A 25,608-nucleotide genomic window follows, 5' to 3' on the forward strand; every position below is an offset into this window, starting at 1 on the left:
CGCCAGCCGGCGACACGACAGGCGAGCCACGGGGATTGCTCAGATGAAGATATTCGTGACCGGAGCGTGCGGCTACAAGGGCAGCGTGCTCGTGCCGAAGCTCTTGAAGGCCGGCCATAAGGTCGTTGCATTCGACATCATGTGGTTCGGCAACTTTCTCGAGCCGCATCCGGATCTCACCGTCGTCCAGGGCGACGTCCGCAATCCCGACGCCATCGACCTGACCGGGGTCGACGCCATCATTCATCTCTCCAGCGTCGCCAATGATCCCTGCGGCGATCTCGACCCAAAGCTGACCTGGGAGATCTCCTGCCTCGCCACGATGCAGCTCGCCGATCGCGCCTATCGCCACGGCATCAAGCGCTTCATCTACGCCTCCTCCGGCAGCGTCTACGGCGTCAAGGAAGAGGAGCAGGTCACCGAGGATCTCGAGCTGCTGCCGATCTCCGAGTACAACAAGACCAAGATGTGCGGCGAGCGCATCGTGCTGTCCTACAAGGACGACATGGTGGTGCAGATCGTGCGCCCCGCGACCGTCTGCGGCTACTCTCCGCGCCAGCGGCTCGACGTCTCCGTCAACATGCTGACGATGCAGGCGCTGATGAACGGCCGCATCACCGTGTTCGGCGGCGACCAGACTCGCCCGAACATTCACATCGACGACATCACCGATCTGTATCTCTTCCTGCTCGATCATCCTGAGCACACCGGGATCTACAATGCCGGCTTCGAGAACATCTCGATCCTCGACATCGCCAGGCTCGTCACCAAGCACGTGCCGGCCGAGGTCATCGTGACGCCCTCGAACGACCCGCGCAGCTATCGCGTCAACTCCGATCGCCTGCTCGCGACCGGCTTCCGGCCGAAGAAGACGGTGGAGGACGCGATCAAGGAAATCATCGGCATGTACTCGCAAGGCCAGCTCAAGAACGACGACCGCTGGTACAATCTGAAATGGATGGAGAAGGAGGTCGTGAAATGAACGTCCTGGCCTTCAAGACCCCCGGCAGCCTGTTCGCCGACTACACCAGCCGCTTCAGCACCGTGCTGAAGGATTTCGACTGGAGCCCCGTCGAGAAGCTCGCCTATGATCTGCGCGACTGCTGGCAGACCGGCCGGCAGGTGTTCTTCTGCGGCAATGGCGGCAGCGGCGGCAACGCCAACCACCTCGCCAACGACTTCCTCTACGCGCTGTCGAAGACGCCCGGCTCCGGCCTGCGCGTGCATTCGCTGTCGTCGAACCCGTCCGTGATCACCTGCCTCGCCAATGACGAAGGCTATGACCAGGTGTTCTCGCTGCAGCTCGCGGTGCTCGCGCGCAAGGGCGACGTGCTGATCACCTTCTCCGGCTCCGGCAACTCGCCGAACATCCTGAAGGCGCTGGAAGAAGGCAAGAAGATCGGCATGACCAGCTATGCCGTGCTGGGCTTCTCCGGCGGCAAGGCCAAGGCGCTCGCCGACGTTCCGATCCACTTCGCGGTCGACGACATGCAGATCGCCGAGGACGCGCAGATGGTGATCGGCCACATGATCATGCAGTGGCTGTACGCCCAGCGCGGCGACATCATCACGACGCGCGAGGTCTGACGGGCAAGGACGATGGCTGCGAACGAAAAGTACCTGATCCTCGGCTCGAACTCGTTTTCGGGCGCAACCTTCGTCGACTTCCTGGCTGCGGCCGGTCACGACGTGATCGCGACCAGCCGCTCGGACGAGCCGCATGACGCGTTCCTGCCGTACAAATGGCAGAAGCGGGCCGGCAAGGTCCGCTTCCAGCGCGTCGACCTCAACCACGATCTCGATGCGCTGAAGGCGCTGCTGGCAGCCGAGCGGCCGACCCACGTCGTGAACTTCGCTGCGCAGAGCATGGTCGGCGAGAGCTGGCTGCATCCGGACCACTGGATGATGACCAACGTCGTCTCCGCGGTCCGGCTGCACGACATCCTGCGCAACTATGACGGCCTCGACCGCTACGTCCACGTCACGACGCCCGAGGTCTACGGCTCGACCGAGGGCTGGGTCCGTGAGGACGCGCCGTTCAATCCGTCGACGCCCTACGCGGTGTCGCGCGCGGCTGGCGACATGAGCCTGCGGACCTATTTCGCCAACTACCAGTTCCCGGTGGTCTTCACGCGCGCCGCCAACGTGTACGGTCCGGGTCAGCAGCTCTACCGCATCGTGCCGCGCACCATCGTGGCCGCGATGACCGGGCAGAAGCTCCGGCTCGACGGCGGCGGCAAGTCGATCCGCGTCTTCATCCACATGACCGACGTCTCGGACGCGACGGTGAAGATCGGGCGCAGCGGCAAGCTCGGCGAGACCTATCACATCTCGGGCTATGAGCTGGTCTCGATCCGCACCCTGGTCGAGATGATCCTGGCCAGGCTCGGCAAGTCGTTCGAGGATTGCGTCGAGATCGGACCCGAGCGTCCCGGCAAGGATACCGCCTATACGCTCGACAGCTTCAAGCTGCGCACCGAGCTTGGCTGGCGCGACACCTTCTCGCTGGAACAGGGCATCGACGACGTCATCGCCTGGGCGCGACGTTTCGAGGATGTCATGGCCAAGCTGCCGACCAAGTACGAACATAAACCCTGATCGAGACCCCTGCGCTTCCCCGAGGAAGCGCGACTGGAGAGCACGATGAACGTTGCAGTCCGGAGCACCGCGGCCAAGCCTGACGCCGCCGCCCTGAAGGCGCAGGCCGCAAGGCTGCGCGGCAAGATCATCGAGATGTCGCACAAGGCTCAGGCCGCGCATCTGGCCTCGTCGCTGTCCTGCGCCGATGCGATGACAGCGGCCTATTGGCATGTGCTCAACATCGACCCGAAGAACCCGAGCGATCCGCTGCGCGACCGCTTCATCCTCTCCAAGGGCCACGCCGCCGCAGCGCTGTTCGCGACCTTGGCGATGAAGGGCTACTTCCCGATCGAGGAGCTCGACACCTACTGCCAGGACGGCGGCCGTCTCGCTGAGCATCCGCCGGCCAACCTGCTGCCCGGCGTCGAGGCCGCGACCGGCTCGCTCGGCCACGGCCTGCCGCTCGGCTGCGGCATGGCGCTCGCCGGTCGAATCAAGGGCGAGAGTTTTCGCGTGTTCGCCCTTCTCTCGGACGGCGAGAACAATGAGGGCTCGGTTTGGGAGGCCGCGATGTTCGCCGCCGCCCAGAAGCTGGAGAACGTCTGCGTCGTCGTCGACTACAACAAGTGGCAGGCGACCGCGCGCTCCAACGAAACCCTGATGCTGGCACCGCTGCGCGACAAATGGGCCGCCTTCGGCTGGGACGCGCACGAGATCGACGGCCATGACGTCGGCGCGCTGGCGGAAGCCATGCAGAACATCCCGAACGGCTCGGGCAAGCCGGTGGCGCTGATCGCCCACACCGTAAAGGGCAAGGGCGTGTCGTTCATGGAAGACGACAACAACTGGCATTATCGCGCCCCCACCGCAGACGAAGTGACGAAGGCGTTCAAGGAGCTCGGCCTGTCATGAGAAACGCTTTCGCTGACGAACTGACCAAGCTCGGTAACGAGGACAGCCGCGTCGTCATGCTCTCGGGCGACATCGGCAACCGCCTGTTCGACAAGTTCAAGGACAAGCACCCCAGCCGCTTCTTCAACTGCGGCGTCGCCGAGGCCAACATGATGGGCGTCGCCGCCGGCATGGCCATGAACGGCCTTCGCCCGGTCGCCTACACGATCACGCCGTTCGTGACGACACGCTGCCTGGAGCAGATCCGCACCGACGTCTGCTATCACGAAGTCCCCGTGACCATCGTCGCGGTCGGCGCCGGCCTCGCCTATTCCGGCCTCGGCCCGACCCACCACGCCTGCGAGGACATCTCGTTCCTGCGCTCGATCCCGAACATGGTCGTGATCTGCCCGGGCGATGCCTTCGAGGTGCGCGGCGCGCTGCGCGCTGCGATGCAGCAGGACCGTCCGGTCTACATCCGCATGGGCAAGAAGGGTGAGCCTGTCGTTCACAAAGGCCCCCTCGCGGATTTCAAGATCGGCAAGGCGATCACGATCGAGGAAGGCTCCGACGTCTGCCTGCTCTCGACCGGCAACATGCTGCCGGAAGTCATTGAAGCCGCACACAGATTGAAGGAGAAGGGCATCTCCGCCGAGGTCGTCAGCTTCCACACCGTGAAGCCGCTGGACGAGGATAAGCTCAAGCAGGCCTTCAGCCGCTTCAAGCTGGTCGCGACCATCGAAGAGCATTCGCTGATCGGCGGCTTCGGCTCCGCCGTGTCCGAATGGCTCGCCGATACCGAGACGAAGCACCAGAAGTTCCTGCGCTTCGGCACGCCGGATGCGTTCTTCAAGAAATCAGGCGAACAGGAATATGCCCGCGAGGTGCTGGGACTGACCGGCCACCAGATCGCGGACAAGATCATCCACGCGTTGAGCTGAGACATCACATGAAGACCCAAGCTGCCCTCCTGGTCCAGACCGGCCAGCCGCTCGTGCTGGCCGAGATCGAGACCCCCGCCCTCAAGCCGGGCCAGGTGCTGGTCGAGATCGCCTATTCCGGCGCCTGCGGCACCCAGGTGATGGAGTGGCGCGGCGACAAGGGCGAGGACAAATGGGTGCCGCATTGCCTCGGCCACGAGGGCACCGGCACGGTGATCGAGGCCGGCAGCGCCGTCACCAAGGTCAAGGTCGGCGACAAGGTCGTGCTGTCCTGGATCAAGGGCACGGGCATCGAGGCTGGCGGCGCCGTCTATGACTGGGATGGCAAGAAGGTCAACGCCGGCGGCGTCACCACCTTCCAGCGCCACGCTGTCGTCAGCGAGAACCGCCTGACCCTGCTGCCGCCGGACCTGCCGATGGATGTCGCGGTGCTGCTCGGCTGCGCTGCGCCGACCGGCATGGGCGCGGTCTACAACGTGCTCAAGGTGCAGCCCGGCGACGCAGTCGCCGTGTTCGGCACCGGTGGCATCGGCCTGAACGCGCTGATGGCCGCCGCGCTGGCCGGCGCGATGCCGGTGATCGGCATCGACCCGAACCCGACCCGCCGTGCGCTTGCCCAGATCTACGGCGCAACTCATGTCATCGATGCATCCGGCGACGTGCTGGCCGAGATCAAGAAGATCGTGCCGCAGGGCGTTGATCTCGCGGTCGAATCCTCCGGCATTCCGGCCGTGATGGAGCAGGCGATCAATTCCACCCGTCAGCAGGGCGGCCGCGCGGTCGTGATCGGCAACGCCAAGCATGGCGCGGCGCTCACGCTGAATCCCGGCGTCTTCAACCAGGGCAAGAGCCTGCTCGGCACCTGGGGCGGCGACAGCGTTCCGGATCGCGACTACGGCCGCTACGGCCGGCTGCTGAGCTCCGGCCGCTTCCCGGTGCGGGATCTCTTGTCGAAGCCCTACAGCCTCGCCCAGGCCGACCAGGCGCTGCAGGATCTGGCCGCCGGCAAGGTCGGCCGTCCGCTGATCGACATGTCGCTGCGTTAAGTCCAGGCCATGCGGATCGGGATCGACTTCGACAACACGATCGCCTGCTATGACGGCGTGTTTCATGCGGCCGCGCTCGAGCGCGGCCTGATCCCGGCCGATCTCGGCCGCGACAAGAACAGCGTTCGCGACCATCTCAACGGCTCCGGGCGCAAGGACGACTTCACCGAGCTCCAGGGCTACGTCTACGGTGCCCGGATGGACCTGGTGTCGCCCTACCCTGGCTTCGCGGAGTTCGTGACCGCGGCCCGCGGCGCCGGGCATGACCTGTTCATCGTCAGTCATAAGACCAGACACCCCATTCTCGGTCCGAAGCACGACATGCATGCCGCCGCGCGCGGCTTCCTGACCGACCGCGGGCTGATGGGATCGGCCGCCAGCCAGATCGCGCCGGACCGGGTGTTCTTCGAGCTGACCAAGGACGAGAAGGTCGCCCGTGCGCATGCGCTGGCCTGCGAGGTCTTTGTCGACGACCTGCCGGAGATCCTGGGCATGACCGGATTCCCGCAAGGGATGCGCAAGGTGCTGTTCGACCCGGAGAACCAGTTCGCGACCACGGCCGTCCCTTACGAGCGCCGCGCCTCGTGGGCCGAGATCGCGGCGGATGTCGTCCGTGACCGCGGCTGAGGCCAACGCCGACGCCGCCCTGCTGGCGCTCGCCCAGCGCCTCGCCGCGCAGGCCGGCAAGGCCAGCCCTACGGGACTGACGCGGCTGGCCGGCGGTCGCAACAACCAGGTCTTCCGTCTCGACACGGCCGACGGCCCGCTGGTCCTCAAGCGCTACTTCACCGACGCTCGCGACACCCGCGACCGGCTCGGCGCCGAATGGAGTTTTGTCAGCCATGCCTGGTCGCACGGGGTCCGTGTCGTGCCGGAGCCCCTGGCCTGCGACCGCGCCGAACAGGCTGGCCTGTACAGCTTCGTCGAGGGACGCAAGCTGACGGTCGCGGAGCTGGCGCCCGTTCATGTCGATGCCGCGATCGACTTCGTGCTCGCCGTGAATGCTCCGCCCCGCCCGGCGCTGGCGGCCGGATCCGAGGCCTGCTTCTCCCTCGCCGAGCACCTCGCCACCGTCGAGCGCCGGGTGGCGCGGCTGGCGACGCTCGATGGCGACGTGCCCCATGTGGCCGACGCCCGACAGTTCGTGACCGCACGGCTGCAGCCGGCCTGGGCAGAGGTGAAGGCGACCATTCTGCGCGGCGCCGCGGCCGAAGGGCTCGCCTTCGAGACCGCCATCCCCGCCGATCAGGTCTGCCTGTCGCCGTCCGATTTCGGCTTCCACAACGCACTGATCGACGACCAGGGCAAGCTCACCTTCCTCGACTTCGAATATGCCGGCCGCGACGATCCGGCCAAGCTCGTCTCCGACTTCTTCTGCCAGCCGGAGGTGCCGGTGCCGCTGGCGGTGCACGAGCATTTCATCGACCGGCTCACGGACGGCCTCGGACTGGACGCGGCCAGCGTCGCGCGCTGCCGGCTCCTGCTCGACGCCTACCAGGTCAAGTGGACCTGCATCATCCTGAACGACTTCCTGCCGCTCGGCGCCACCAGGCGCGCCTTCGCCGACACAGGCGCCTGGGCGCAGCGTTGCGCCGCGCAGCTCGCCAAGGCCGACGCCAAGCTCGACCTCATCGGCGCCACATCCGACTAACCGACATCGTAACGCCCGGAGATCTTCATGGCCTATCGCGAGTTCGTCAGTCTCGTCCACAAATCGACCAAGCGCGACTATCTCGCGCGCGTTACCCAGCGCGACAAGGCCGATGTCGCGGAGATGGCGATCAAGTACGACTACGACTACTGGGACGGCAGCCGCGAGACCGGCTATGGCGGCTACAAATATGACGGCCGCTGGCGCAAGGTCGCCGATGCGATGATCGCGACCTACGGCATCAAGCCCGGCATGCGCGTGCTCGACGTCGGTTCCGGCAAGGGCTTCATCCTGCACGATTTCCGCGAAGCCATCCCGGATCTCGAGGTCGCCGGCATCGACGTCTCCTCCTACGGCATCGAGCACACGATGGAGAGCGTGAAGCCGTTCTGCCAGGTCGGCACCGCGGCCAAGCTGCCCTACCCCGACAAGCACTTCGATCTGGTCATCTCGATCAACACGCTGCACAACCTCTACAACTACGATCTCGATGCCGCCCTGCGCGAGATGGAGCGCGTCAGCCGCGGCGCCAAGTATCTCTGCGTCGAGGGCTACCGCAACGAGCGCGAGAAGGTGAACCTGATGTACTGGCAGCTCACCTGCCGCATCTTCCACACCCCCGAGGAATGGGCCTTCGAATTCAAGCGCTCCGGCTACACCGGCGACCACGAATTCATCTTCTTCGAATGAGTGTGAGCTGAGAGCGTCGACAGGCGCTCTCGCGACGCATTGGCATCCGAGCTATCAGTCGACGATCGCTCTCTCGAACGAGAGGGCGCGGGGAAGGCCGGGAGCCTGCCGCCCCCATGGCCCGCCTGCAGAAAGAAGTGCAGGCGGCAGGTACCACAGGTTCGGCTGGGACATCCCGGCCTTCCCCGCGCGACTGGTTTTAACGGTGTCCTCCGTGCTCTCCCTGGGGATCGGCGTTCTTGCCCCCATTTTGCGACAACGCGCCTTTGGCGCGTTGCGCAGACCTCAGCGTCGAGAGGCCAGGACCACACGACTTCGCCGTCCGCGCCGATTGCGCTCGTCTGGCGCAGCCGTCACGTCCATCGCAGCCCACCTCCACGTATCGTGACGACGCGTACGTCCCTCTGCATGAGGCGGGATGACGCGAGAGAACCATATTTTCCGATAAAACGAAAGAAGAATATCTTTCCCGGCAGGACTGGACAGGGGTGATGCACCTGAAGATGCGGACCAATTCGTCTTTGACGCGCACGCCGGACCGGTTCGACCATCAGCGGCGCCTCGCCGGCCGACACCCACGCAAAACGAGTGCAGAGCCCGCATGCCGCTTTTGCGATCTTTGCAAAATGTATCTACAAATTGGCGGCGGACATCGCGAACGGCGGGGAACGGGGCTGTCATGACCAAGTCATTGAAGGTGGCGATTGCCGAAGGCCTCCCCCCCCAGACGCTGTTCAAGCTGCGCTCGATCAAGCGCGCGCTGATGGGGCAGCCGCCCCCGGAACGGCCGCAGGCTGCTCCGGAGCCAGAGCCCCAGCCCGAGCCTCAACCGGCCCCCGCGCCGGTCGTCGAAGCGGTGTCGGAGCCGCGGACGCGGCAGACCGAAGCCCTGGAACGGCTCGACGCCCACAAAATCAGCGCACCGTACCTGTTCTTCGACATCGACGACGTCCTTATCCTCCCCGCCAAGGAGATCGCGCGCACGCTGACCTTGAGCGTGATGTACATCAACAGCGCCGACGTCAAAGGCGATATCGCCGAATTCGGCACCATGGGCGGTTTCACCGCACGCACCCTGGCGAACGCGATGGTGTTCGACCCGCGCTATCAGCCGAACCAGCCGCTGCGCAAACTGCGCCTGTTCGACAGCTTCGAGGGCCTGCCGGAAATCACGGCGCAGGTCGACCTCGAGTCGCAGCACGTGAAATCGGGCACCTGGTCGAAGGGCGGCTGCCGGATTCTCAGCGCCGCGGATCTGCGGACCATGGTCGAGGCCATCATCCCGCCCAGCCGGGTCGAGATCTATGAGGGCTGGTTCGCCGACACGGTGAAGCTGCTCCCGGACGACACGCGCTTTGCGCTGATCCATTTCGACGGCGACCTGTATTCGTCAACCATGGACGCGCTGGTGCCGTGCTTCGAACGCGGCTTCATCTCGAAGGGCGCCGTGCTCTGCTTCGACGACTGGAACTGCAACGAGGCCGACCCCGAGGCCGGCGAGCGCAAGGCCTGGGCCGACCTCGTCAGCCGCTTCAATATCGTCGCCAGCCATTCCGGCGACTACTCGATCCAGGGTACCAAGTTCATCATTCATTCCTATCTCGGAATGAAGCCGAGGGCTTGAGCAGCATGCGCTTCGCTTTCATTGCGTCGCGGCCCCGTGCGGTCAGAGGGTGAATGCATGAGTTGTCCCTACACCACGCTGCCCGCGAGCAGCTTCTGGCGTCAGGCCGTTGCCGAGCGCAGCCCATCCGATCTCGATCCTCATCTGACCGCGCGGCTCCGCTTCGGTCCAGATCAGCGCGTCGCCTCGGCCGGCAGTTGCTTCGCGCAGCACATCTCGCGCGCCCTGAAGGAGCGGGGCTACAATTACCATGTCACCGAGCCCGCACCGCCGCATCTCACGCCCGAGCAGGAGGAGCGCTTCGGCTATGGCGTGTTCTCCGCGCGCTACGGCAACGTCTACAGCACCTTGCAACTGCTGCAACTGCTGCAGCGGGCGTTCGGAGCTTTCCAACCGGCCGATCAGTTCTGGACCGACAGCGACGGCTGGGTGTTCGATCTGCTGCGCCCCCGCATCACGCCGCGCGGCTACGTCTCGATGGTCGAGGCCGAAGTCGATCTGAAGCAGCATTTGCAGGCGGTGCGGCGGCTCTTCGAAACCACCGACATCTTCATCTTCACGCTCGGTCTGACCGAGAGCTGGGTGTCCAAGCTCGACGGCACGGTGTATCCGACCTGTCCGGGGTGCGGCAGCGCCGGCGACTTCGACGATGCCAAATACGCGTTCCACAATCTCTCGGTCATGGAGACCACCGGCTATCTTGCCGAGGCGATCAACCTGATGTCGGCAGCCAATCCGCGCCTGCAGATCATCCTGACGGTCTCGCCGGTCCCGCTTGCGGCCACCATGGAGCCGCGCCACGTGCTGCAGGCCACGGCCTATTCCAAGAGCGTGCTGCGCGTCGCCGCGGAGGAGATGGTCCGGCGCTACGACAACGTGCATTACTTCGCATCCTACGAGATCATCACCAATGCGAAGAACGCGGGAGCGTATTTCGCCGACGATGCGCGCTCGGTCACGTCCGAGGGCGTCGCGCGCGCGATGAAGCTGTTCTTCGCGCAGTTCACCGGCGAGGACGCTGGCGCAGAGGTGCGATCCGCACGTGATGACGAACGAATGCAACCGGCGGCTCCTCCGACCGCGCCGCAGATCATCTGCGACGAGGACGAGTTCTACCGCGCACTGGCCGCGAGCCGTAACAACTGAGGACGAGCGGCGGCTGCGGCCGAGCCTGTGATGTGAGGGGAAGTATCAGCGTGGACACCGAGCTCGAAGCGGTTCTGCCGGTCTATATCGTCGGCGACAGCCATTCCCTGCCGTATCGGAACATGGTGTTCCGCGAGCGTTGGACCGGCGCCTGGGTGATGGCCCGCACCAAGTACATCCCCGGCGCCACGGCGCGGGAGTTCTACGATCCCGCCACCGGCGAGTTTCATCCCGACTTCATCGCCTTCCTCGAATATGAAGGCCTGGTGCGCAACGGACGCGCGACGCATCTGTCGATGGACGAGGTCGATTTCGCCATTGCCAAAGCGGTCGGCCAGGCCGTGCGGCCGCCGCTGATCATGATCACCGTCGGCGAGATCGACGTTCGCGGTCCGCTCCTGCAACTCCTCAAGGACACCCACGACTTCGTTCCGCCGTTCGCCACGACGCTGCCTCTGCTCGACAAGCCGCTGGTGCCGTGGGATCTCATCGACGAGGCGATCGAAGCCCGGCTCGGGCCGCTCGTCGCCGGGCTCGATCAGCTGGTCAAAGCCGGCTTCAAGCGCGTCTACGTGCAGAGCGTGGTTCCTCCGACCCGGCAGGAAGCGCGCATCCGCGAACTGCAGAACTACGACTGCCCGGTGTCGGTGCGCACCAAGCTGGTCCAGGCGTTCAACTGGAAGCTGGCGCAGAAGGTGCGTTCGGTGAACCTGTTCATGATCGACCGCTGGTCAGACCTGACGGACGGCGATCTGTTGCGTCCGGAGTTCGATTTCGACGGGGTGCATCTGCCGCCGAAGGGCGCCCGTCTCCTGCTCGAGGCGCTCATCGATCACGCGATCGACAGCCGCGGCCTCGTCGCCAATCATCCGCGATACGAACTGTATTATCGAATGGCGTGCGGCCTGGACCCGTTCCAGCCGACCAAGCCGAACGCAGCATGAGGACAGCATGGCCTTGGGATCGATGATCAGCACCGCCAAGCAGCGGCTCAAGGGCGGCGTCAACCAGGCGCTCGGCGCTCTCGGCTACCGCCTGGTGCGGGCCGACACGCTCGACCGCCTGAATGGACATCTCAGTCCTGACGCAGCCCCCGCAGACAAGAACGGCACGGCGCAGCCGCGCCGGCTGACGCTGCTCCCGGCCGCGAACAGCGCCCCGCCGCTGTGCACGGCCCATGCGCCGAAGTTCGATCCGCACAAGACGCCGAGCCAGCTCGCCGACAAGATCGTCGCGTTCCAGCAGAACGGCGTCACGGTGATCAGCACGAATCCGGAAAAGGCGACCATGTTCCGGGAAACGGAGAGCTTCGATCGCGACGTCAGCAATCGCCACTCGGCGTGGGACTGGGCCGGCAACAGCGTCGCCTCCTACACGCAGGATCTGCAGACCGGGATGCCGTCGGCCGCCCTCGTCGACTATCTGCACGCGCTGTTCAGCGGCGGCGATTTCGATTCCTTCTTCCGCGGTGTGCTCGGCTGCCCGGCCAAGGTCGCCAATGTCCGGCTGGTGCGCTCGAAGCCGCATGTGACCGAGGGCGTCGGCCCCCAGGAATGGCATAGCGACCACTGTCCCGCCGGCGTCATTCGCGGCGTGCTCTATCTCTGCGATGTCGACGAGCAGACCGGTCCCTTCCAGTATCGCGACGCCAATTACCGGGAGCACACGGTTCTGGGCAAGACCGGTGATCTGCTGGTGTTCGACGCAACCCGCCTCATGCATCGCGGCAGCCCGCCGTCGCACAAGACACGCTCCGCGATTGATCTGGTATTCATGCCCCGCATGCCCGACGAGGAGATGACGATCATGGTCGCCGGCATGAACCACTGGCCGGCGGACCCGTTCTTCGTCAAGCTGCCGAAGGAGCGGACCGCAGACGTCCACGACGCGCTGGCCGACGGACGCCGGGCTGCCAGCCTCTATTGACGCATGGCCGCCCGCTTGCACCAGGAATGGAGGCAGGGGCTGGGATGCGCTCGCGCCTCTCATAAGGCGTCAGGCTTGATCATCAGGCCCTGTCCGGTGGGCAGTGCCAGGATCGCAACGCCGCGCTCGGCCGCGAAGGCGTCGAACGCTGCCTTCTGGGCCTCGTAGCGGACAAAGCCGTAATCATCGAGCAGGATCGGAGCGCCAGGCGACAGCTTGTCCCAGAAGTAGTTCGCGGCGGCGATCTCGGGGGCCGCATTGTTCATGTCGATCGAGAGGTAGGCAACCTTGCCGATGTCGACGCTGGTCAGCGTCTCCGGAACGCTGCCGCGGGTGATCACGACATCCTTGAACTCCGCGAAGTTCCTGACGACGTGGTCGTAGATATCCTCCCCGTAGCCGATCCGGAAATGCGGAATGTTGATCAGCTCCTCGTCCGCCAACTGCGTTTCGTCGACCCCTCGGAACGTATCGAACAGGAAGAATTTCCTGCCGACGCTGTTCCAATCGAAATAGGAGGCGATGGCCGTGCTCAACAGACCCTTCCAGACACCGCATTCGACGAAGTCCCCCTCGAGCCGCAGGGCGAGGCTGGCACACCACAGCGCGACGTGAACACGCCAGTAATAGCGATGGTCGATGACCGTCGATTGCACCGCGCGCTTGTAGGCGGCAACGAAGCGCGGCTCGCGCATGAAGTCGTGATTGTGGATCACGTGGGGATCATTGCGCAGTCCATCGAAATCGTAGATCGGAACATAGATGCCGTCGCCCGCCGGCGCCTCCTGTCCGGACTGCGGCGGTGACTGCTGCACGGCCGCTCCCCCGGCCGACAGCAATTCGACGGTGCGGCGTAGCTGCACCAGCTCGTCTCCCTGGACCCGGAGCGCAGCCGATTCACGCTGCAGCGTCGTGAGATAGGCCCGGCTGACCGTCTCTACCGGCTCACCATCGCGTGGCACCATGCGAAACTTGTTGGCTTCAACGCTGCTCCGAAAAGCGGCCTCCACCTGCTTGGCAACAGGGTCCGCAACGGCCGGCACCTCAGCGGGGACCGGGTCCGGTCCCCGGGCAGGAGGCGCTGCGGACGCTGCCGCGCGCTGAGCCGCCACCAACCGATCGATCGTCTCAGTTCGCACCAACTGCAAACCAACCGAGCGTAACATCTGGTTGGTGATACCTTTCCCAGCCGTGACCAGTCCCATCTGCCATCCCCAGCATCTACGCACAGAACCTGTAAGTTGTGGCAGGTCTCCGACACGTTGTCCAACGCTCGGACCGTGTAGCAGCCGATCGTGACCGCTGATAGATCGACGTCCAACGCTGTTCCCCGTGGAGATGATGCGCTCGCCTTCACGGAACTGCTCGGCGTCGCCGACCGACCTTTTCCTTGCACAGCCATCGCGGGAACGTTAAGCGGGATAGCCGGGCCGAAACGGTCTTGATGACCGCTTCTTTCGAGGTCGCATGGCGCCTGGGCTGCACCGCGTCGGAGATATTCGAATGCTTACCCCGTTGAAGAATGGGCTTGCAAATGCACTCTCGCCGGCGGCGCTCTACTGGCTGCGCTCGGTCAAGCGCGCAATCATGTCCGAGCCCCCATTGCCCTGGCCGGGTGGCCCCCATCAGGAGCCTGGAACGAACACGTCGTCCCCGCCTGTGATCGCTGCCCCCGCTCCGAGCGAGGATGGTCGGCCGATACAGGACATCGCACTCGAGAGATACAAGCTTCACCAGCTTCCTTCGCCAGACTCCTACTATACCTACGAAGACGTTCTCATCGTTGCGGCACAGGAAATAGCAAAGATGCTGACGCTTTCCGTGCAGTACATCAATGGGTCACACGTCTATGGCGACGTCGCCGAGTTCGGCACCATGGGAGGCTTCACCGCGAAGGCTCTTGCCACATCGATGGTCTTCGACCTGCAACGTCAGCCGCTGAGCAAGAGCGCATCCGGCGAGAATCCCTTTCGCGTTCTGAGATTGTTCGACAGTTTCGAGGGACTGCCGGAAATCACGTCTCCTGTGGACCTGTCATCTCCCCATGTGGTCTCCGGGGCGTGGGCGAAGGGCGGATGCAAAGTGCTGGCCGCACCGGAGCTGCGCGAGCGGATCGGCAGGATCATCCCGCCCCATCGTTTCGAGATCTATGACGGCTGGTTTGCAGACACGGTCAAGACACTGCCGCCGGAGACGCGTTTTGCGCTGATCCATTTCGACGGCGATCTCTATCAGTCGACGATGGACGCCCTGGTGCCGCTGTTCCAGCGCGGGATGGTCTCGACGGGGGCGGCGCTTCTGTTCGACGATTGGAATGCCAATCGCGCGCTTCCAAGCACCGGCGAACGCCGAGCCTGGCGCGAATTGGTCGCAGAGTTCGACATTGAAGCCAGTGACTGCGGCGACTACTCCATCGCCGGAAAGCGCTTCATCATCCACTCCTATCGCGGCATCCCGGCGGACCCGGAATAGCCGGCTCAACGAGACCGCTGCCGGGACGGACCGAGCAGGCGGTCGAGGGTGTCGCTCGCCAGGAAGATGGAACCGGGCACCGTAAGATGCCCGGCATCAAATGCCGTCAGTTGAGAGCCGCCGGGGCCGATGCGGCTGAGACATCCCTCGTCGTTGCAGAAGACATCACGCACCGAGATGTAATCGATCCCGAGCTCGCGGGTGAGCGCGCGAAGCAGCGCGTCGCGCCCGCGCGTCCATTCATCGTTGGAACGAAACCATGTTCGTTCCGGCAATATCTTCCCGGTCTGCCGATAGTACTCCAGCACGTTGTGCGACAGACCAACGCCTTGCCAGCCGGGCGGCGGACCCATCACGACGATACGACCGACCCCTTGCGCCCGGAGCTGCTCGACCGTGCGCGGTAGATCCTCGCGCAGCTCGGCTTCACCGTGGCCCCACGTCGCATCGAGGATGACAACATCGGGACGCAAGCGACCAATCCGCTGCACGACGTCAACGTTGATGCTCTTGCAGAATGGGCGCGCTGCGAGCGTGTAGCCGATCAGCGGCGGGCAGGCGGAGGCCGTGTACTGGGCGACGTCGTAGCCGCGCTCCGGCGAGAAGTGCAGCAGCCCCGGATACAGCGCGGCCCCGTAGGAGTCGCCCCAGATCAGCAACAGCGGCCGGCCTCCCTGCCCCGCGCAGTCGGCGCCGAACTCGGATGCGGGTTGCAGGATCAGCAGACAGCGGCCACGGCGCCAGTGCGACGTCGTCTCGCTGCCCGAGAGCATGAATCCCCTGATCTCCGGGGCGAACCGAACCGGCAATCCGCGCGTGGTGGTCGCAGTGATGCCGACCGCCCCCACCATGGTCATGGCGGCCAGCAACGGCCCGACCCGCCATGCGACCGGGGCCGCTCCGAACCTGAGCGGCCGCTCGATGGAACGCCACGTGACCCAGGCCAGCACGGCGCTGAGCCCAAGCACAGCGAACAGCGCCCATTCCGGGGCCGCGCCGGCGAAATGCAGCCTGGTGAAGACGAGGAGTGGATAGTGCCAGAGATAGAGCGGGTAGCTGATGAGACCGACGAAGACCAGCGGAGGCCAGCGCAACATCCGGTGAACCAGCGTGTCGCCGGTTGCGATCAAGAGCATGGCGGAAATCACGACAATGATGGTCCGGACGCCCGGCCAGGGCGAGGCTGCGCTGAAGCTGAAGAATGCCGCGAAAAGACCTGCCGCCGCGATCGCGGCGAGCAGGCTTCCGCTCGCCGCCGTCGTTCGAAGGATGGGACGCTGCGGCAACCACACCGCCAGGAGCGATCCGGCCAACAGCTCCCAGCCTCGCGTGGTTGGCGCGTAGAAGGCCCAGGCCGCCTGCTCGGCGGGGGTCGCCAGGCAGACCGCAAGCGAGCCAAGGCCCAGCGCTGCAACGATGGCCACCTTGTGCGACGGCCTGCGGGCGATCAGCACGAAGGCAGCCGGCCACAGGATGTAGTATTGCTCCTCGATGCCGAGCGACCAAAGATGCAGTAGCGGAAGACGCTCGGCGCCCGGATCGAAATATCCGACGATCTGCTCGTGCAGCATGAAATTCTCAATGAACGCTGCAGCACCCGTGATGTTGGACCCGAGTGCTTCCATCTGGGCCACCGGGAACACAAACCACGCGATCAGGAAGGTCGCCAGTACCACCGTGATCAGGGCCGGGAAGATCCGCAGGATGCGGCGGGCGTAGAACGTCGCGAAGCTGAAGCTCTTGTCCGCGCGCTGTTGGTCGATCATGCCCGTGATCAGATAGCCCGAGATCACGAAGAAGACGTCGACGCCGGCAAAGCCGCCGGGCAGCAGCTGCGGGAAGGCGTGATAGATGAGCACGACGATCACCGCGATCGCACGCAGCCCGTCGATGTCTGGCCAGTACTTCAACGCATGCGCCGTGGTCGCCTGCGGCGACGAGACGCTGCCGTCGGTTCGGTGGTCAACGCTGCCGACGATCGTCATTCTCGCGCATCCGTTGAAACGCACTGGTCGTCTCCAGAGCGCTGATAAGATCGCGGGTGAAGTCGCCGGCGCCCCTGCGATCGAGATGGCCACCGCCGTCCCAGCTCGAATAGTCGGTGCGCGCCGGCATCGCCGTTTCGATGCCGACGGCGTCAGCGATTTCGCGCACCTGAGTCCGACAGCCGTGGAAATTCGGCACCAGGGTGAGCACGACGGGCGCTCCGAGCGACTGCACCAGATCGCGCGCATTGGCAACGAGATCCGGCGTGGCGTGGCAGTCCGGATCGCGCGTCATCTTCACGCCGGGATTTCCATCGGCGAGAAAACGCGGAAACCCGCGCATGTCGGCCGCACCGGTCCGGTCGTCGCGCTCGAACGCCGGAATCGCGTTTGCCCTTGGCGCCGCAAAGGCGCGGCGGACATCGCGCGTCGCGTCTTCGAACCGCCAGCGCAGATTGCGCCGGACCACCTCGTAACGTGCGCCGAAGCGGCTGAGCGTCGTACTCGGGATCGGACGGACGTCGGCACCGAAGGAGCGGGTCAGGTTGCGGTGGAAGAAGCTGCCGCCGCCGCCACCGTCATCGGCATTCACGATCCAGAGGCGCGGATGAAGATGATGCTTGAGGGCGACCTGCCGCGCGAACTCGCCGCTGGCGACACCGACGAAGGCCATGTTGTAGAATTTCAGGCCATAGGTCCATTCGAGGCGGTCGCGAATGACGTTGCCATCGATCGCGAACGACACCAGCGAGGAGCCGAGGATGATGATGTCCGCCTGCCGCGCATGCTCGATCGAGCGGCCGATATTGTGGAAGAACAGATCCTGGTCCTGGATCTCGGTGACGCCGTCGCCACCGAAGTCGCGATACCACGCGGCGTCGCCCGGCCTGCTGATCGCGCTGAAATGGTCGCCGCCCTTGACGGCGAACCAAAGCGACAGGCCGCCCAGCATCGCGACGGTCAGTCCGAGCAGGCAACCCAGATAGCGCCGGCCGGCGCGGCCCGGTTCGCCTTGGCCCACATCCCCGCTTGGAAGACCCGCTTCCTCTGTCCGACGATTCATCGAGTGACCCGGGCGATCGGCCAACATGCCTATTTTTCAAAACCGGGCACAGCGTCCAGCGCCCGTCCGGCCACGAAGATCGCGCCGGGATAAGTCAGATGGCCGATGTCATAGCTCGTGAGTTCTGATCCATCCTTCCCGATGCGGGCGAGACACCCGTCATTGTTGCACATGATCTGGCGGGTCGAGACGTACTGGATCTCCAGTGTCTTTGCTTCGCTCTCGAGAAACGCCTCCTGAGCGCGTGTCCAGTTATCGTTGGAGCGATACCACGTCCGCGCCGGCAGCAGGTCATGAGTTCGGAAGTAATACTCAAGAAGATTGGTCGGCAAGCCGTCGCCTAACCAAGAGGCCGGAGGCCCCAGCAGAACGATCTTGGGAACGCCGACGGCTTTCAATCGCAACACCGTTCGTTGGAGCCCGTCACGAACCGATTCAGTTGGCCCATAACTCCAGGTGGAATACAGAAGCACCAGCTCGGGCTTGAGCTCAGCGAGCCGGTCGGCGACGAAATCATTCGCTCCCTTGCAGCCCGGTCTGTCCGTCTGAACAAAGCCAATCAGCGGTGGACAGGAAGAAGCGGTGTATTCCGCCACGTCGAACCGTCGCTCGTCACCAAGATATCTGAGCCCAGGATAGAGAGACGCGCCGAACGAATCACCCCAAACAAGCACGAGCGGATGACGCCCCTCCCCCGCGCATTCGGCGGCGAAATCGGCCGCGCTCTGGTCTGGTAGCAGCAGGCACTTGCCCTGACGCCAGTGGATCGATGTCTCCCCACCGGTCAGCATGTAGCTGCGAATGCTCTCTGGGATCCGACCGGGGAAGCCATTGGTACGATCGACGGACAGTCCGACCAATCCGAGCGCAGCCATGCCGCCCACAAGAGCTCCAATCTTGAGCAGCACCAGCCGCCGCCCGAACCGGATCGGCCGCTCGATATAGCGATAGGTCAGCCAGGCCAGCACGACGCTGGCGATCATGATGGCCCACATCACCGAAGGTGCGACCCCATCGACGAAATGGGTCCGCGCATAGGCCATCAGCGGATAGTGCCAGAGATAGAGCGGATAGCTGATCAGGCCGACGAAGACGCTGGCGCCCGCGCCCAGCACAAGGCGATGGACGAGTGTGCCGCTGGTCCCGATCAGCACGGCGGCGGCCAGCACCGGAACCAGCGTGAGGAAGCCGGGGTGCGGCAGCTTGCGATCATAGAGCCAGAACGCCGCGCCGATCGCCAGCAACGCAGCCCAGGCGGCGATTTCGCGACCGATGAGCACCGCCGGTCCCGGCGCATTGGCCGCGCCCCTGCCGCCGACCCACAACGCGAGCGCCGAGCCGACCAGCAGCTCCCAGGCGCGGGTGACCGGAAGATAGAACGCGTAATCGGGCGCCCGCGGCTGCACGACAACGCAGGCGACGAACGAGGCCGCGGCGAGCGCCATTGTGATCGCAAAGCTCCTGCGCCGCCACGCGCCGATCAGCATCAGCAACAGCGGCCAGGCCACGTAGTACTGCTCCTCGATCGCCAGCGACCAGAGATGCAGCAGCGGCTTCTTGTCCGCGGCGAGGTCGAAATAGCCGACCTGGCCGAGCAGGATGAAGTTCTGGATGAAGATCGCGCCGCCCGCGATATTGGTGCCGAGCGACTTCATCTCACGTGGCGGCAGCACGAACCATGCGATCAGGAAGGTGACGAGCACGACGATGATCAGCGCGGGAAAGATGCGGCGGATGCGGCGTGCATAGAAGTCGGCGACGCTGAACCTGCCCGACAGCATCTGCTTGTGGATGATGCCGGTGATCAGGTAGCCGGAGATGACGAAGAAGATGTCGACGCCGTAGAAGCCGCCGGGAACGGTGGTCGGAAATGCGTGATAGAGCAGAACGGGCAGCACGGCGACCGCGCGCAGGCCGTCGATATCCTTGCGATAACCGAGGGGCGTCGCGCGGGCCTCGTCGCGGGCAAGGTTCGGCTGGACAAAGTTCATCGGCTCGGGGCGCTCCAGGACAGCTTCGGCAGAAAAGCTGAATCCGTCCAAAGGACGTAGCAGTAAGGCCGCCGGCTGCCGACAAATTCGGAGATATTCACAAGTTTTTCCCGGACCTCACCGGCCGTCCGATGGCACGCAACGCGCTGACAACGGGACCAGCCTCGCGTTGGTGGTCTACAGGACGTCGACGGTCTTCAAGGCGCCCTCGCCATCCCCTTCGCTTACGATCGGCTCGCATGGGTGGCGGCCTCGCCATTGCGAAGGTCCACGATCTGCGTCACACCTCCAGATCGACAATCACGCACGAAAATGCGGACAAAGGCTATCTGTCGTCCAGTTCGTTGACAAGAGCGACGACATCGAACGAACCGAGATCACAACCTCGGGTCAGTCGGCTGTTCTACATGCCGCCCGCCTCTCGCACCCCTCCGGAGCGCCGCTCGCTCAACGGCTTGCGGCCGGCTGAATAGAACTATATTCGAAGAGCAGTATAGTCATGAGCTGCGCAGCCGTCGCGGTCGGGCATGGGGCTCCAGAATGTCCTTCGAGTCCATCCATCCAGATCCGGCCGGCCAACCCGCGCCACGCCGGCAGGGCATGATCCGATCACTGAAATCGAGCCTGGCTGAGCGTGGCGTAAAGGCGATCAGCTGGTACCTGAACGTCGTCGGCGAGCGGGCCGAATCCCTCAAGGACCTGATCTTTGCGCTGTTGCCGTTCCGCCAGGCATTCATGGTCGCACTCGTTTTTCACCGCTATGCACATCGAAATGAGTTCGACCGGCAGTTTCGCTATTTCTGCGGACCCGATCTGGACAAGGAAATGGGATGGGTGCTCGCCAGTCCCCGTTCGGATCAATACTGCAATGAGCTGATCCTCTTCCTTCTGATGTGCGAAAAGGACAAGCATGCTCTCCAGCTGTTTCCCAACATCGACTGGGGACGGGTTGACGATGAGTTCATGGAGGCGATTGGCAGGCTGACGAACAAGCTGACGTCCGGCTATTTCATGGAGTTGCTGGCGCAGGCCCACACGATCGATTGGATCGCCCTTCGCCCCCGGGACCTGCGTCGGTTTGCCGAACTGATCAACGTCATGCTGGAGCATCGGAACTTCCGTTATGAACAGAGGTCCTTCGAAGGACGACAATACGATGCTCGCAGAGACGGCGATCCCGTGCCGCTCGAGGCCCCTCTCGACCGTTACGTCCACGAATATTTCTGCGACAAGGAACTGATCGAGACCCTGGTCACTGAGCTGAACCTTGCCCGCTACGACGATATCCTCGCCGCACGCGAGGACCGCGGCCAATATTGGGAACGGTTTCCCGCCGACCATCCGCAGCGCAAGGTGCTGTCCGAGATCAACCTGTTCTACGCCTATCGCAACCTTCTGCTGACGACATACCACAGCGGCGAGGGGTTCCACGTCCCCCAGGTCTACACCAAGCTGACGGAGACACAGAAGCGCCTGCGCCGCCACCTTCCCGCTCCCAGCCCTCAGCTCAAGGCCCTTCTCAAGAAGCTCGACACCGATCTGTCGGACGTCAAGCTGCTCTCTCCGGACTGGAGCGCGTTGATCGGCCATAATGGCCACCTCAACGTTCATCTGATGATGCGCGAGATGGGGTGGTGGCAGGGCCAGCCGCTGCTGCTGGCCTACAAGGACCGGATAGCCAACAAGCCGTTCCTGTCGCTGTTCTCGGACATCTGTCCGACGCTCACGCTGGGCGAGAACGTCAGCACCGGCGTGTGGCACGAGCTCGCCAGCCTCACGCCCTTCATCGGCGATTCCCACCAGGCATTCCGCTTCGAGGACGGACGTGCGGTGTACTGGAACGATGCGGGGTCACTGGCGCTCAAGCAGTGGGAAAGCCGGCAGCGAACCTTTCCGCTGCGCGACATCTACGACCGCCGGCTGCTCGCCGACAACCGCATCGAGCTGACCTACCAGGACTACCGTCGCAGATGGGGCATGGCGGACGGCGACTGGTTCGTCTGCCTGCACGTGCGGGACGCCCAGACCCGGAATGATACCGACGGGGTCGGCGAATCCATCCGCAACGCATCGCTGGCGAGCTATCTCGATGCGGTCCGTCACATCACCGGATGCGGCGGCTGGGTTATCCGGATGGGCGGTGGCAAGGTGCCCCCGTTCCCGCAAATGGAACGTGTGGTGGACTATGCCCGCAGCGACGATGCATTTCCGGAGATGGACATTCATTTGATGCGCCGTGCGCGCATGTTCATCGGGACCACCTCCGGCTTTGCCTATGTGGCAAGCAGCTTCGGCATTCCGACCGCCATGGTGAATGCGTTGAGTTCGATCGGGCTGTTGTGGTCGAGGGACACCCGCTTTGCGCTGAAGCCCGTGCACAGGGCCGATGGCCGGATGCTGTCATTGAGCGAATGGACCTCGGAACGGTATCGTTGGGCCTATCCGACCCATGAATCCGTGGCGCGCGCCGAGCTCGTCGTGAGCGAGAGCAGTTCCGACGAAATTCTGGAAACCGTGCGCGAGGTGCTCGAAATCTCCGATCCCCTGCGGAAAGGACCCGCTCCTGGCGTGGACGGCAGCTGGGAACCTCACGTCCAGGTGCCGGGCTTCTTCGGCAGTTCGCGGCCAAGCCGGTATTTTCTGGAGAAGTACGCGAGCGACCTGCTGAGGGGCGAATGAGTTCGACGTGATCGACATCTCGCGACGGCCAGCACCTTGCTACGACCATGAGTGGGCCTGAGAGCTCGATATCGGCGTCTGTATGAGAGCGCGCGGCCTGATTCCGCAAGGGATCGAAGATATCGATGCGAGAGCGCTCGCGGAAATCCGTCAGTTCGAGACCTTGTCCGGCGCCAGAAATTCATTCTCGTACTTGGCAAGGTAGTAGGCGCTGATGCTGCCCGCGCCATAATAGTGTGATACTGAAAGCTGTCTCTTCCAGCGCGCCAGAAGTTGTGGCTCGGGACTCCTCGGGCATCGGGAGGCAAGATCGAGCACTTCTTCTGCGACGGCCTGGATCTCGTCCGACGTGTTGTTCTGCGGCTGAGCTCCGCTGCGGCTCAGAACACCGGCATCGAACAGGCGCCAGCGCCACGGACTGGAGGTGAGCTGCGCCTGGGTCAGGATGGTTCCGTTGGCAAGACGCACCGGCTTCAGTGCGAAGCGGACGTCACTGCTCCACAACTGCTGGTCCGTCGTGATGCAGTTCAGCAGCGCGGTTGGAATGCCCAGACTGATCGCGGCGTTCGTCAGCCCGGAGGTGGTGCCGATGAACATCCGGGCGTTCCGAATGAGACAAATGTCCATCAGTTCGGAGCGGAATGGGCTGAGCGGATAGTCGATCGCGCGCTCGAGGCATGGCAGCGCCGGCGAGTTCGGACCGCCGAGCCTGATGACCCAGCCGCCCCTGGACGTGATCGCGCGGATTGCGTCGAGATACGTTCCGATCGGCGAATTGCGATGGGTCTGGCCGGTGCCGTCCGTCTCTGAATAGTGGGAAGCATCACGCGTATGCAGGCATACATACCAATCGTCCGGCTTCATCCCCCAGGCTTTGCGCATCCGCCAGAAATCGTGCTGCACCTGCAGCTTTGCCCCATAGATCCGATCATACTCGTCTCGCAACGGATGGCCCCGGCCTTCCAGCTCCCACTGCGTGATTGCAAGCGCGCCGGCCTCCTGCCACGGCACCACCTCACCGTTCGGCAGCCGAAAGACGTTGAAGTTCATGCCGTACCAGCGCTGCAGGGATAGCAATTCTTCGCCCACGGCTTCGGAGACCGTCTCCCCGATGACGACGATATCGGCAAATCTCTCGAACAGCCGGATGAACGGCTTGTTGGCGACAAGGTTCAAACGCACGACCATCAGTGGCTTTCCGGACCACCACCCCAGCTCGCGCATTCGAAACAGGATGTCGAGCATCCCGAGATGACCGATCTGGGTCGACCACTCCTCGGGTAGGATCCGCAATTGATCCAGGGGAATGTTCAGCCTGCCAAGCAGATGGCTGACCTCTGCCGAGACGGCCGGGGATCCTTGGCCGCGCAAATCTTCCTGCGCGGCGAGCGCGCGAGTGAACAATCCAATCCCGAGATCACCCCGGCCGACGTGAGTGACTCGCTGGCCGGCGAAATTACAGAGATCATGTAGCCTGCCCGCCGCACCGCAGGCGAAGTCGAGCGGGTTGGGCTGGTAACTCAGCGCCGGGCGCGAAGCCATGTTTTGATGCGGACGCATGTAGCCGGGGAAGCCGCGGCATGCAATCGACATGCTTTCAATCGCGCCGGCCTCATCCCCCGCGATGATATCGAGCACCCCCTTGAAGAAAGCGAGATGACACTCCGCTTCCGATTCCGCTCGCAGAGGCCGCCGCGATGCCAGCCAATGCGCCTTGTCGAACTCGCCGACTTCGAACAGCGACCGGATCATCATGTTGGTCAGCGCGGGCGAATATTTGACGAGCCCATCCTGAACGATGAGATCATAGGCTTCGCGATCAGCACCGATCCGAAGCAGAAGTTCCGCGACCTCGACCGGAAAGTACCACCCGAGCCGTCCAGAGAATTGCTGGCCCGGATTCTTCGCCCGCAATGCAGCCACATGGACCTGATAGGCCCTTTCGAGCAGACGCCGCCCGCGAAGTTGCCCGATCTCCGAAAACAGCAGGATCAAAAAGGCCAGGCGAGGCGGCAGCAAACCCAGAATCCGGCCTGCCGCTGCGATGAGGGCGCGCGCCGCACGCTGCGGCTGGAGCAAAGTCAATTCTCGAAGGCGTGCAATTCCGGCCAGCAGGTCGCGTTGCCTGGGCGGCGGCTGGAACATACCGGATCTGCGCATCGGACTCAGCACACTTAGTGAAGCCTTGAAACGCTGCATCGGCCAACCGTCCTCCGCCTCCTTGAACCCCTCAAACCCATTCGCGGTTCCACGGATGCATGGGAACAATCCAGATCGAGGAAGGCGATCACGCAGGACGTCCAAGACGCCCGAATCATAGCCACACGCGTAGGCGGCATCTCGGTCTGACCGTCAAGTCAACCCGCGACTGATGATCGCAATGATCCCATGCAGCCACTGGGTGATCGGCAACAACCCCGACTTATCGACAACGAACAGAATTGTGGACCACAGCGCCAGCTGCTCAAGCACAATCCGTCCCAGTCCGACCGCAAGGAAAACGAAAGCCGTCAGCCCCGCCAGTAAGGAGTAGAGGAATCCGGCGCCGAGCGCGAGAAAAATACAGAAGTAGACCGTGCTCACACAGACGATCCGCAGGATCGTCCGGAGCGTCAGAAACATGTTTTTCACGCACGTGCCCCCTCTTGCCAATCCCAAATCGCATGGCGGAGCAACAGCCGCCAAGAGCCCCTGAGCATCGCATGTAGCATCTCGCCGTGACGACCAGGCAAATTGATCAGGAAGGTTCGCAGCTTTCTGACCAGTTCGACGATGAATACATCCGGGCGCGATTCCGAATCTGGTATCCAGAAAACGACCGCAATAGCAAGCTCCGGCACGGAGTTTGCCAATAGCTAAGCATCCGCGAGCCAGGCATCCGCGACCGTTGGCCCCTCGCGCATCTGTTGCAAGCTGAACATTT

21 protein-coding genes are annotated in these 25,608 nt (G+C 63.9%); 15 read left to right on the forward strand and 6 right to left on the reverse strand.

Going from position 1 to position 25,608, the window contains the following annotated elements; all coding sequences use genetic code 11:
* Nucleotides 1-43 precede the first annotated feature (43 nt).
* From ACQR13_RS22200 to ACQR13_RS22260, 13 genes are all read left to right on the forward strand, one after another.
* Complete coding sequence (locus tag ACQR13_RS22200; RefSeq protein ID WP_315712796.1) at nt 44-982, forward strand: NAD-dependent epimerase/dehydratase family protein; 939 nt, start codon at nt 44-46, stop codon at nt 980-982.
* Entirely contained in the window at nt 979-1,587 is a 609-nt protein-coding gene (locus ACQR13_RS22205) for an SIS domain-containing protein (protein ID WP_315712798.1), read from the forward strand. The genes ACQR13_RS22200 and ACQR13_RS22205 overlap by 4 nt, the downstream gene beginning before the upstream one ends.
* A 12-nt stretch (nt 1,588-1,599) precedes the next feature.
* Entirely contained in the window at nt 1,600-2,598 is a 999-nt protein-coding gene (locus ACQR13_RS22210; protein WP_315753227.1) for an NAD-dependent epimerase/dehydratase family protein, read from the forward strand.
* Between the two features lie 45 nt (nt 2,599-2,643).
* Nucleotides 2,644-3,492: a transketolase gene (locus ACQR13_RS22215; protein WP_315753228.1), complete on the forward strand. Its 849-nt coding sequence runs from the start codon at nt 2,644-2,646 to the stop codon at nt 3,490-3,492.
* Nucleotides 3,489-4,412, forward strand: coding sequence for a transketolase family protein (locus tag ACQR13_RS22220; RefSeq protein ID WP_315753229.1), 924 nt, complete (start codon nt 3,489-3,491; stop codon nt 4,410-4,412). Before ACQR13_RS22215 ends, ACQR13_RS22220 begins: the two co-directional genes overlap by 4 nt.
* An 8-nt stretch (nt 4,413-4,420) precedes the next feature.
* The gene (locus ACQR13_RS22225) at nt 4,421-5,458 is read left to right on the forward strand and encodes a zinc-binding dehydrogenase (protein ID WP_315753230.1); all 1,038 of its coding nucleotides are present in this window, start codon (nt 4,421-4,423) and stop codon (nt 5,456-5,458) included.
* Nucleotides 5,459-5,467: 9 nt separating this feature from the next.
* Entirely contained in the window at nt 5,468-6,085 is a 618-nt protein-coding gene (locus tag ACQR13_RS22230; protein WP_315753231.1) for a hypothetical protein, read from the forward strand.
* Nucleotides 6,063-7,109: an aminoglycoside phosphotransferase family protein gene (locus ACQR13_RS22235; protein ID WP_315753232.1), complete on the forward strand. Its 1,047-nt coding sequence runs from the start codon at nt 6,063-6,065 to the stop codon at nt 7,107-7,109. The genes ACQR13_RS22230 and ACQR13_RS22235 overlap by 23 nt, the downstream gene beginning before the upstream one ends.
* 27 nt (nt 7,110-7,136) lie before the next feature.
* A complete protein-coding gene (locus ACQR13_RS22240) occupies nt 7,137-7,799 on the forward strand; it encodes a class I SAM-dependent methyltransferase (RefSeq protein ID WP_315712807.1) in 663 nt (220 codons plus the stop codon).
* Nucleotides 7,800-8,478: 679 nt separating this feature from the next.
* Nucleotides 8,479-9,423 carry a TylF/MycF/NovP-related O-methyltransferase gene (locus ACQR13_RS22245; protein ID WP_315712808.1) on the forward strand — a complete coding sequence of 315 codons (945 nt, stop codon included), beginning with the start codon at nt 8,479-8,481 and terminating at the stop codon, nt 9,421-9,423.
* 57 nt (nt 9,424-9,480) lie between these two features.
* Nucleotides 9,481-10,569 carry a GSCFA domain-containing protein gene (locus ACQR13_RS22250; protein WP_315753233.1) on the forward strand — a complete coding sequence of 363 codons (1,089 nt, stop codon included), beginning with the start codon at nt 9,481-9,483 and terminating at the stop codon, nt 10,567-10,569.
* 50 nt (nt 10,570-10,619) lie between these two features.
* Nucleotides 10,620-11,513, forward strand: a complete 894-nt coding sequence (locus ACQR13_RS22255; protein ID WP_315753234.1) for a hypothetical protein — start codon at nt 10,620-10,622, stop codon at nt 11,511-11,513.
* Nucleotides 11,514-11,520: 7 nt separating this feature from the next.
* Nucleotides 11,521-12,495, forward strand: coding sequence for a hypothetical protein (locus ACQR13_RS22260; protein WP_315753236.1), 975 nt, complete (start codon nt 11,521-11,523; stop codon nt 12,493-12,495).
* Between the two features lie 59 nt (nt 12,496-12,554).
* Here the strand turns inward: ACQR13_RS22260 and ACQR13_RS22265 are convergent, their stop codons facing one another.
* Complete coding sequence (locus ACQR13_RS22265; RefSeq protein ID WP_315753238.1) at nt 12,555-13,460, reverse strand: TylF/MycF/NovP-related O-methyltransferase; 906 nt, start codon at nt 13,458-13,460, stop codon at nt 12,555-12,557.
* 538 nt (nt 13,461-13,998) lie between these two features.
* On the opposite strand from ACQR13_RS22265, the gene ACQR13_RS22270 reads away from it, so the two are divergent.
* Entirely contained in the window at nt 13,999-14,967 is a 969-nt protein-coding gene (locus ACQR13_RS22270) for a TylF/MycF/NovP-related O-methyltransferase (RefSeq protein WP_315753240.1), read from the forward strand.
* A gap of 5 nt (nt 14,968-14,972) precedes the next feature.
* On the opposite strand, the gene ACQR13_RS22275 is transcribed toward ACQR13_RS22270, so the two are convergent.
* The 3 genes from ACQR13_RS22275 to ACQR13_RS22285 all read right to left on the reverse strand — a co-directional run bounded on the left by ACQR13_RS22275 (nt 14,973) and on the right by ACQR13_RS22285 (nt 20,006).
* The gene (locus ACQR13_RS22275) at nt 14,973-16,952 is read right to left on the reverse strand and encodes an acyltransferase family protein (protein WP_315753242.1); all 1,980 of its coding nucleotides are present in this window, start codon (nt 16,950-16,952) and stop codon (nt 14,973-14,975) included.
* The gene (locus ACQR13_RS22280) at nt 16,930-17,973 is read right to left on the reverse strand and encodes a hypothetical protein (protein WP_315753244.1); all 1,044 of its coding nucleotides are present in this window, start codon (nt 17,971-17,973) and stop codon (nt 16,930-16,932) included. The genes ACQR13_RS22275 and ACQR13_RS22280 overlap by 23 nt, the downstream gene beginning before the upstream one ends.
* Nucleotides 17,974-18,044: 71 nt before the next feature.
* Nucleotides 18,045-20,006, reverse strand: a complete 1,962-nt coding sequence (locus tag ACQR13_RS22285; RefSeq protein WP_315753246.1) for an acyltransferase family protein — start codon at nt 20,004-20,006, stop codon at nt 18,045-18,047.
* Nucleotides 20,007-20,546: 540 nt separating this feature from the next.
* On the opposite strand from ACQR13_RS22285, the gene ACQR13_RS22290 reads away from it, so the two are divergent.
* Nucleotides 20,547-22,685 (forward strand): TIGR04372 family glycosyltransferase, encoded by a 2,139-nt coding sequence (locus tag ACQR13_RS22290; protein ID WP_316172939.1) that lies wholly within the window; start codon nt 20,547-20,549, stop codon nt 22,683-22,685.
* A gap of 150 nt (nt 22,686-22,835) precedes the next feature.
* On the opposite strand, the gene ACQR13_RS22295 is transcribed toward ACQR13_RS22290, so the two are convergent.
* Nucleotides 22,836-24,884 carry a TIGR04372 family glycosyltransferase gene (locus ACQR13_RS22295; RefSeq protein ID WP_316172940.1) on the reverse strand — a complete coding sequence of 683 codons (2,049 nt, stop codon included), beginning with the start codon at nt 24,882-24,884 and terminating at the stop codon, nt 22,836-22,838.
* Between the two features lie 153 nt (nt 24,885-25,037).
* On the reverse strand, nt 25,038-25,307 hold the full coding sequence (locus ACQR13_RS22300; RefSeq protein WP_315753252.1) for a hypothetical protein: 270 nt from the start codon (nt 25,305-25,307) through the stop codon (nt 25,038-25,040).
* Nucleotides 25,308-25,608 lie beyond the last annotated feature (301 nt).

Origin of the sequence: Bradyrhizobium sp. HKCCYLRH3059, from assembly GCF_051168035.1 — a bacterium.
Lineage (GTDB): Bacteria > Pseudomonadota > Alphaproteobacteria > Rhizobiales > Xanthobacteraceae > Bradyrhizobium.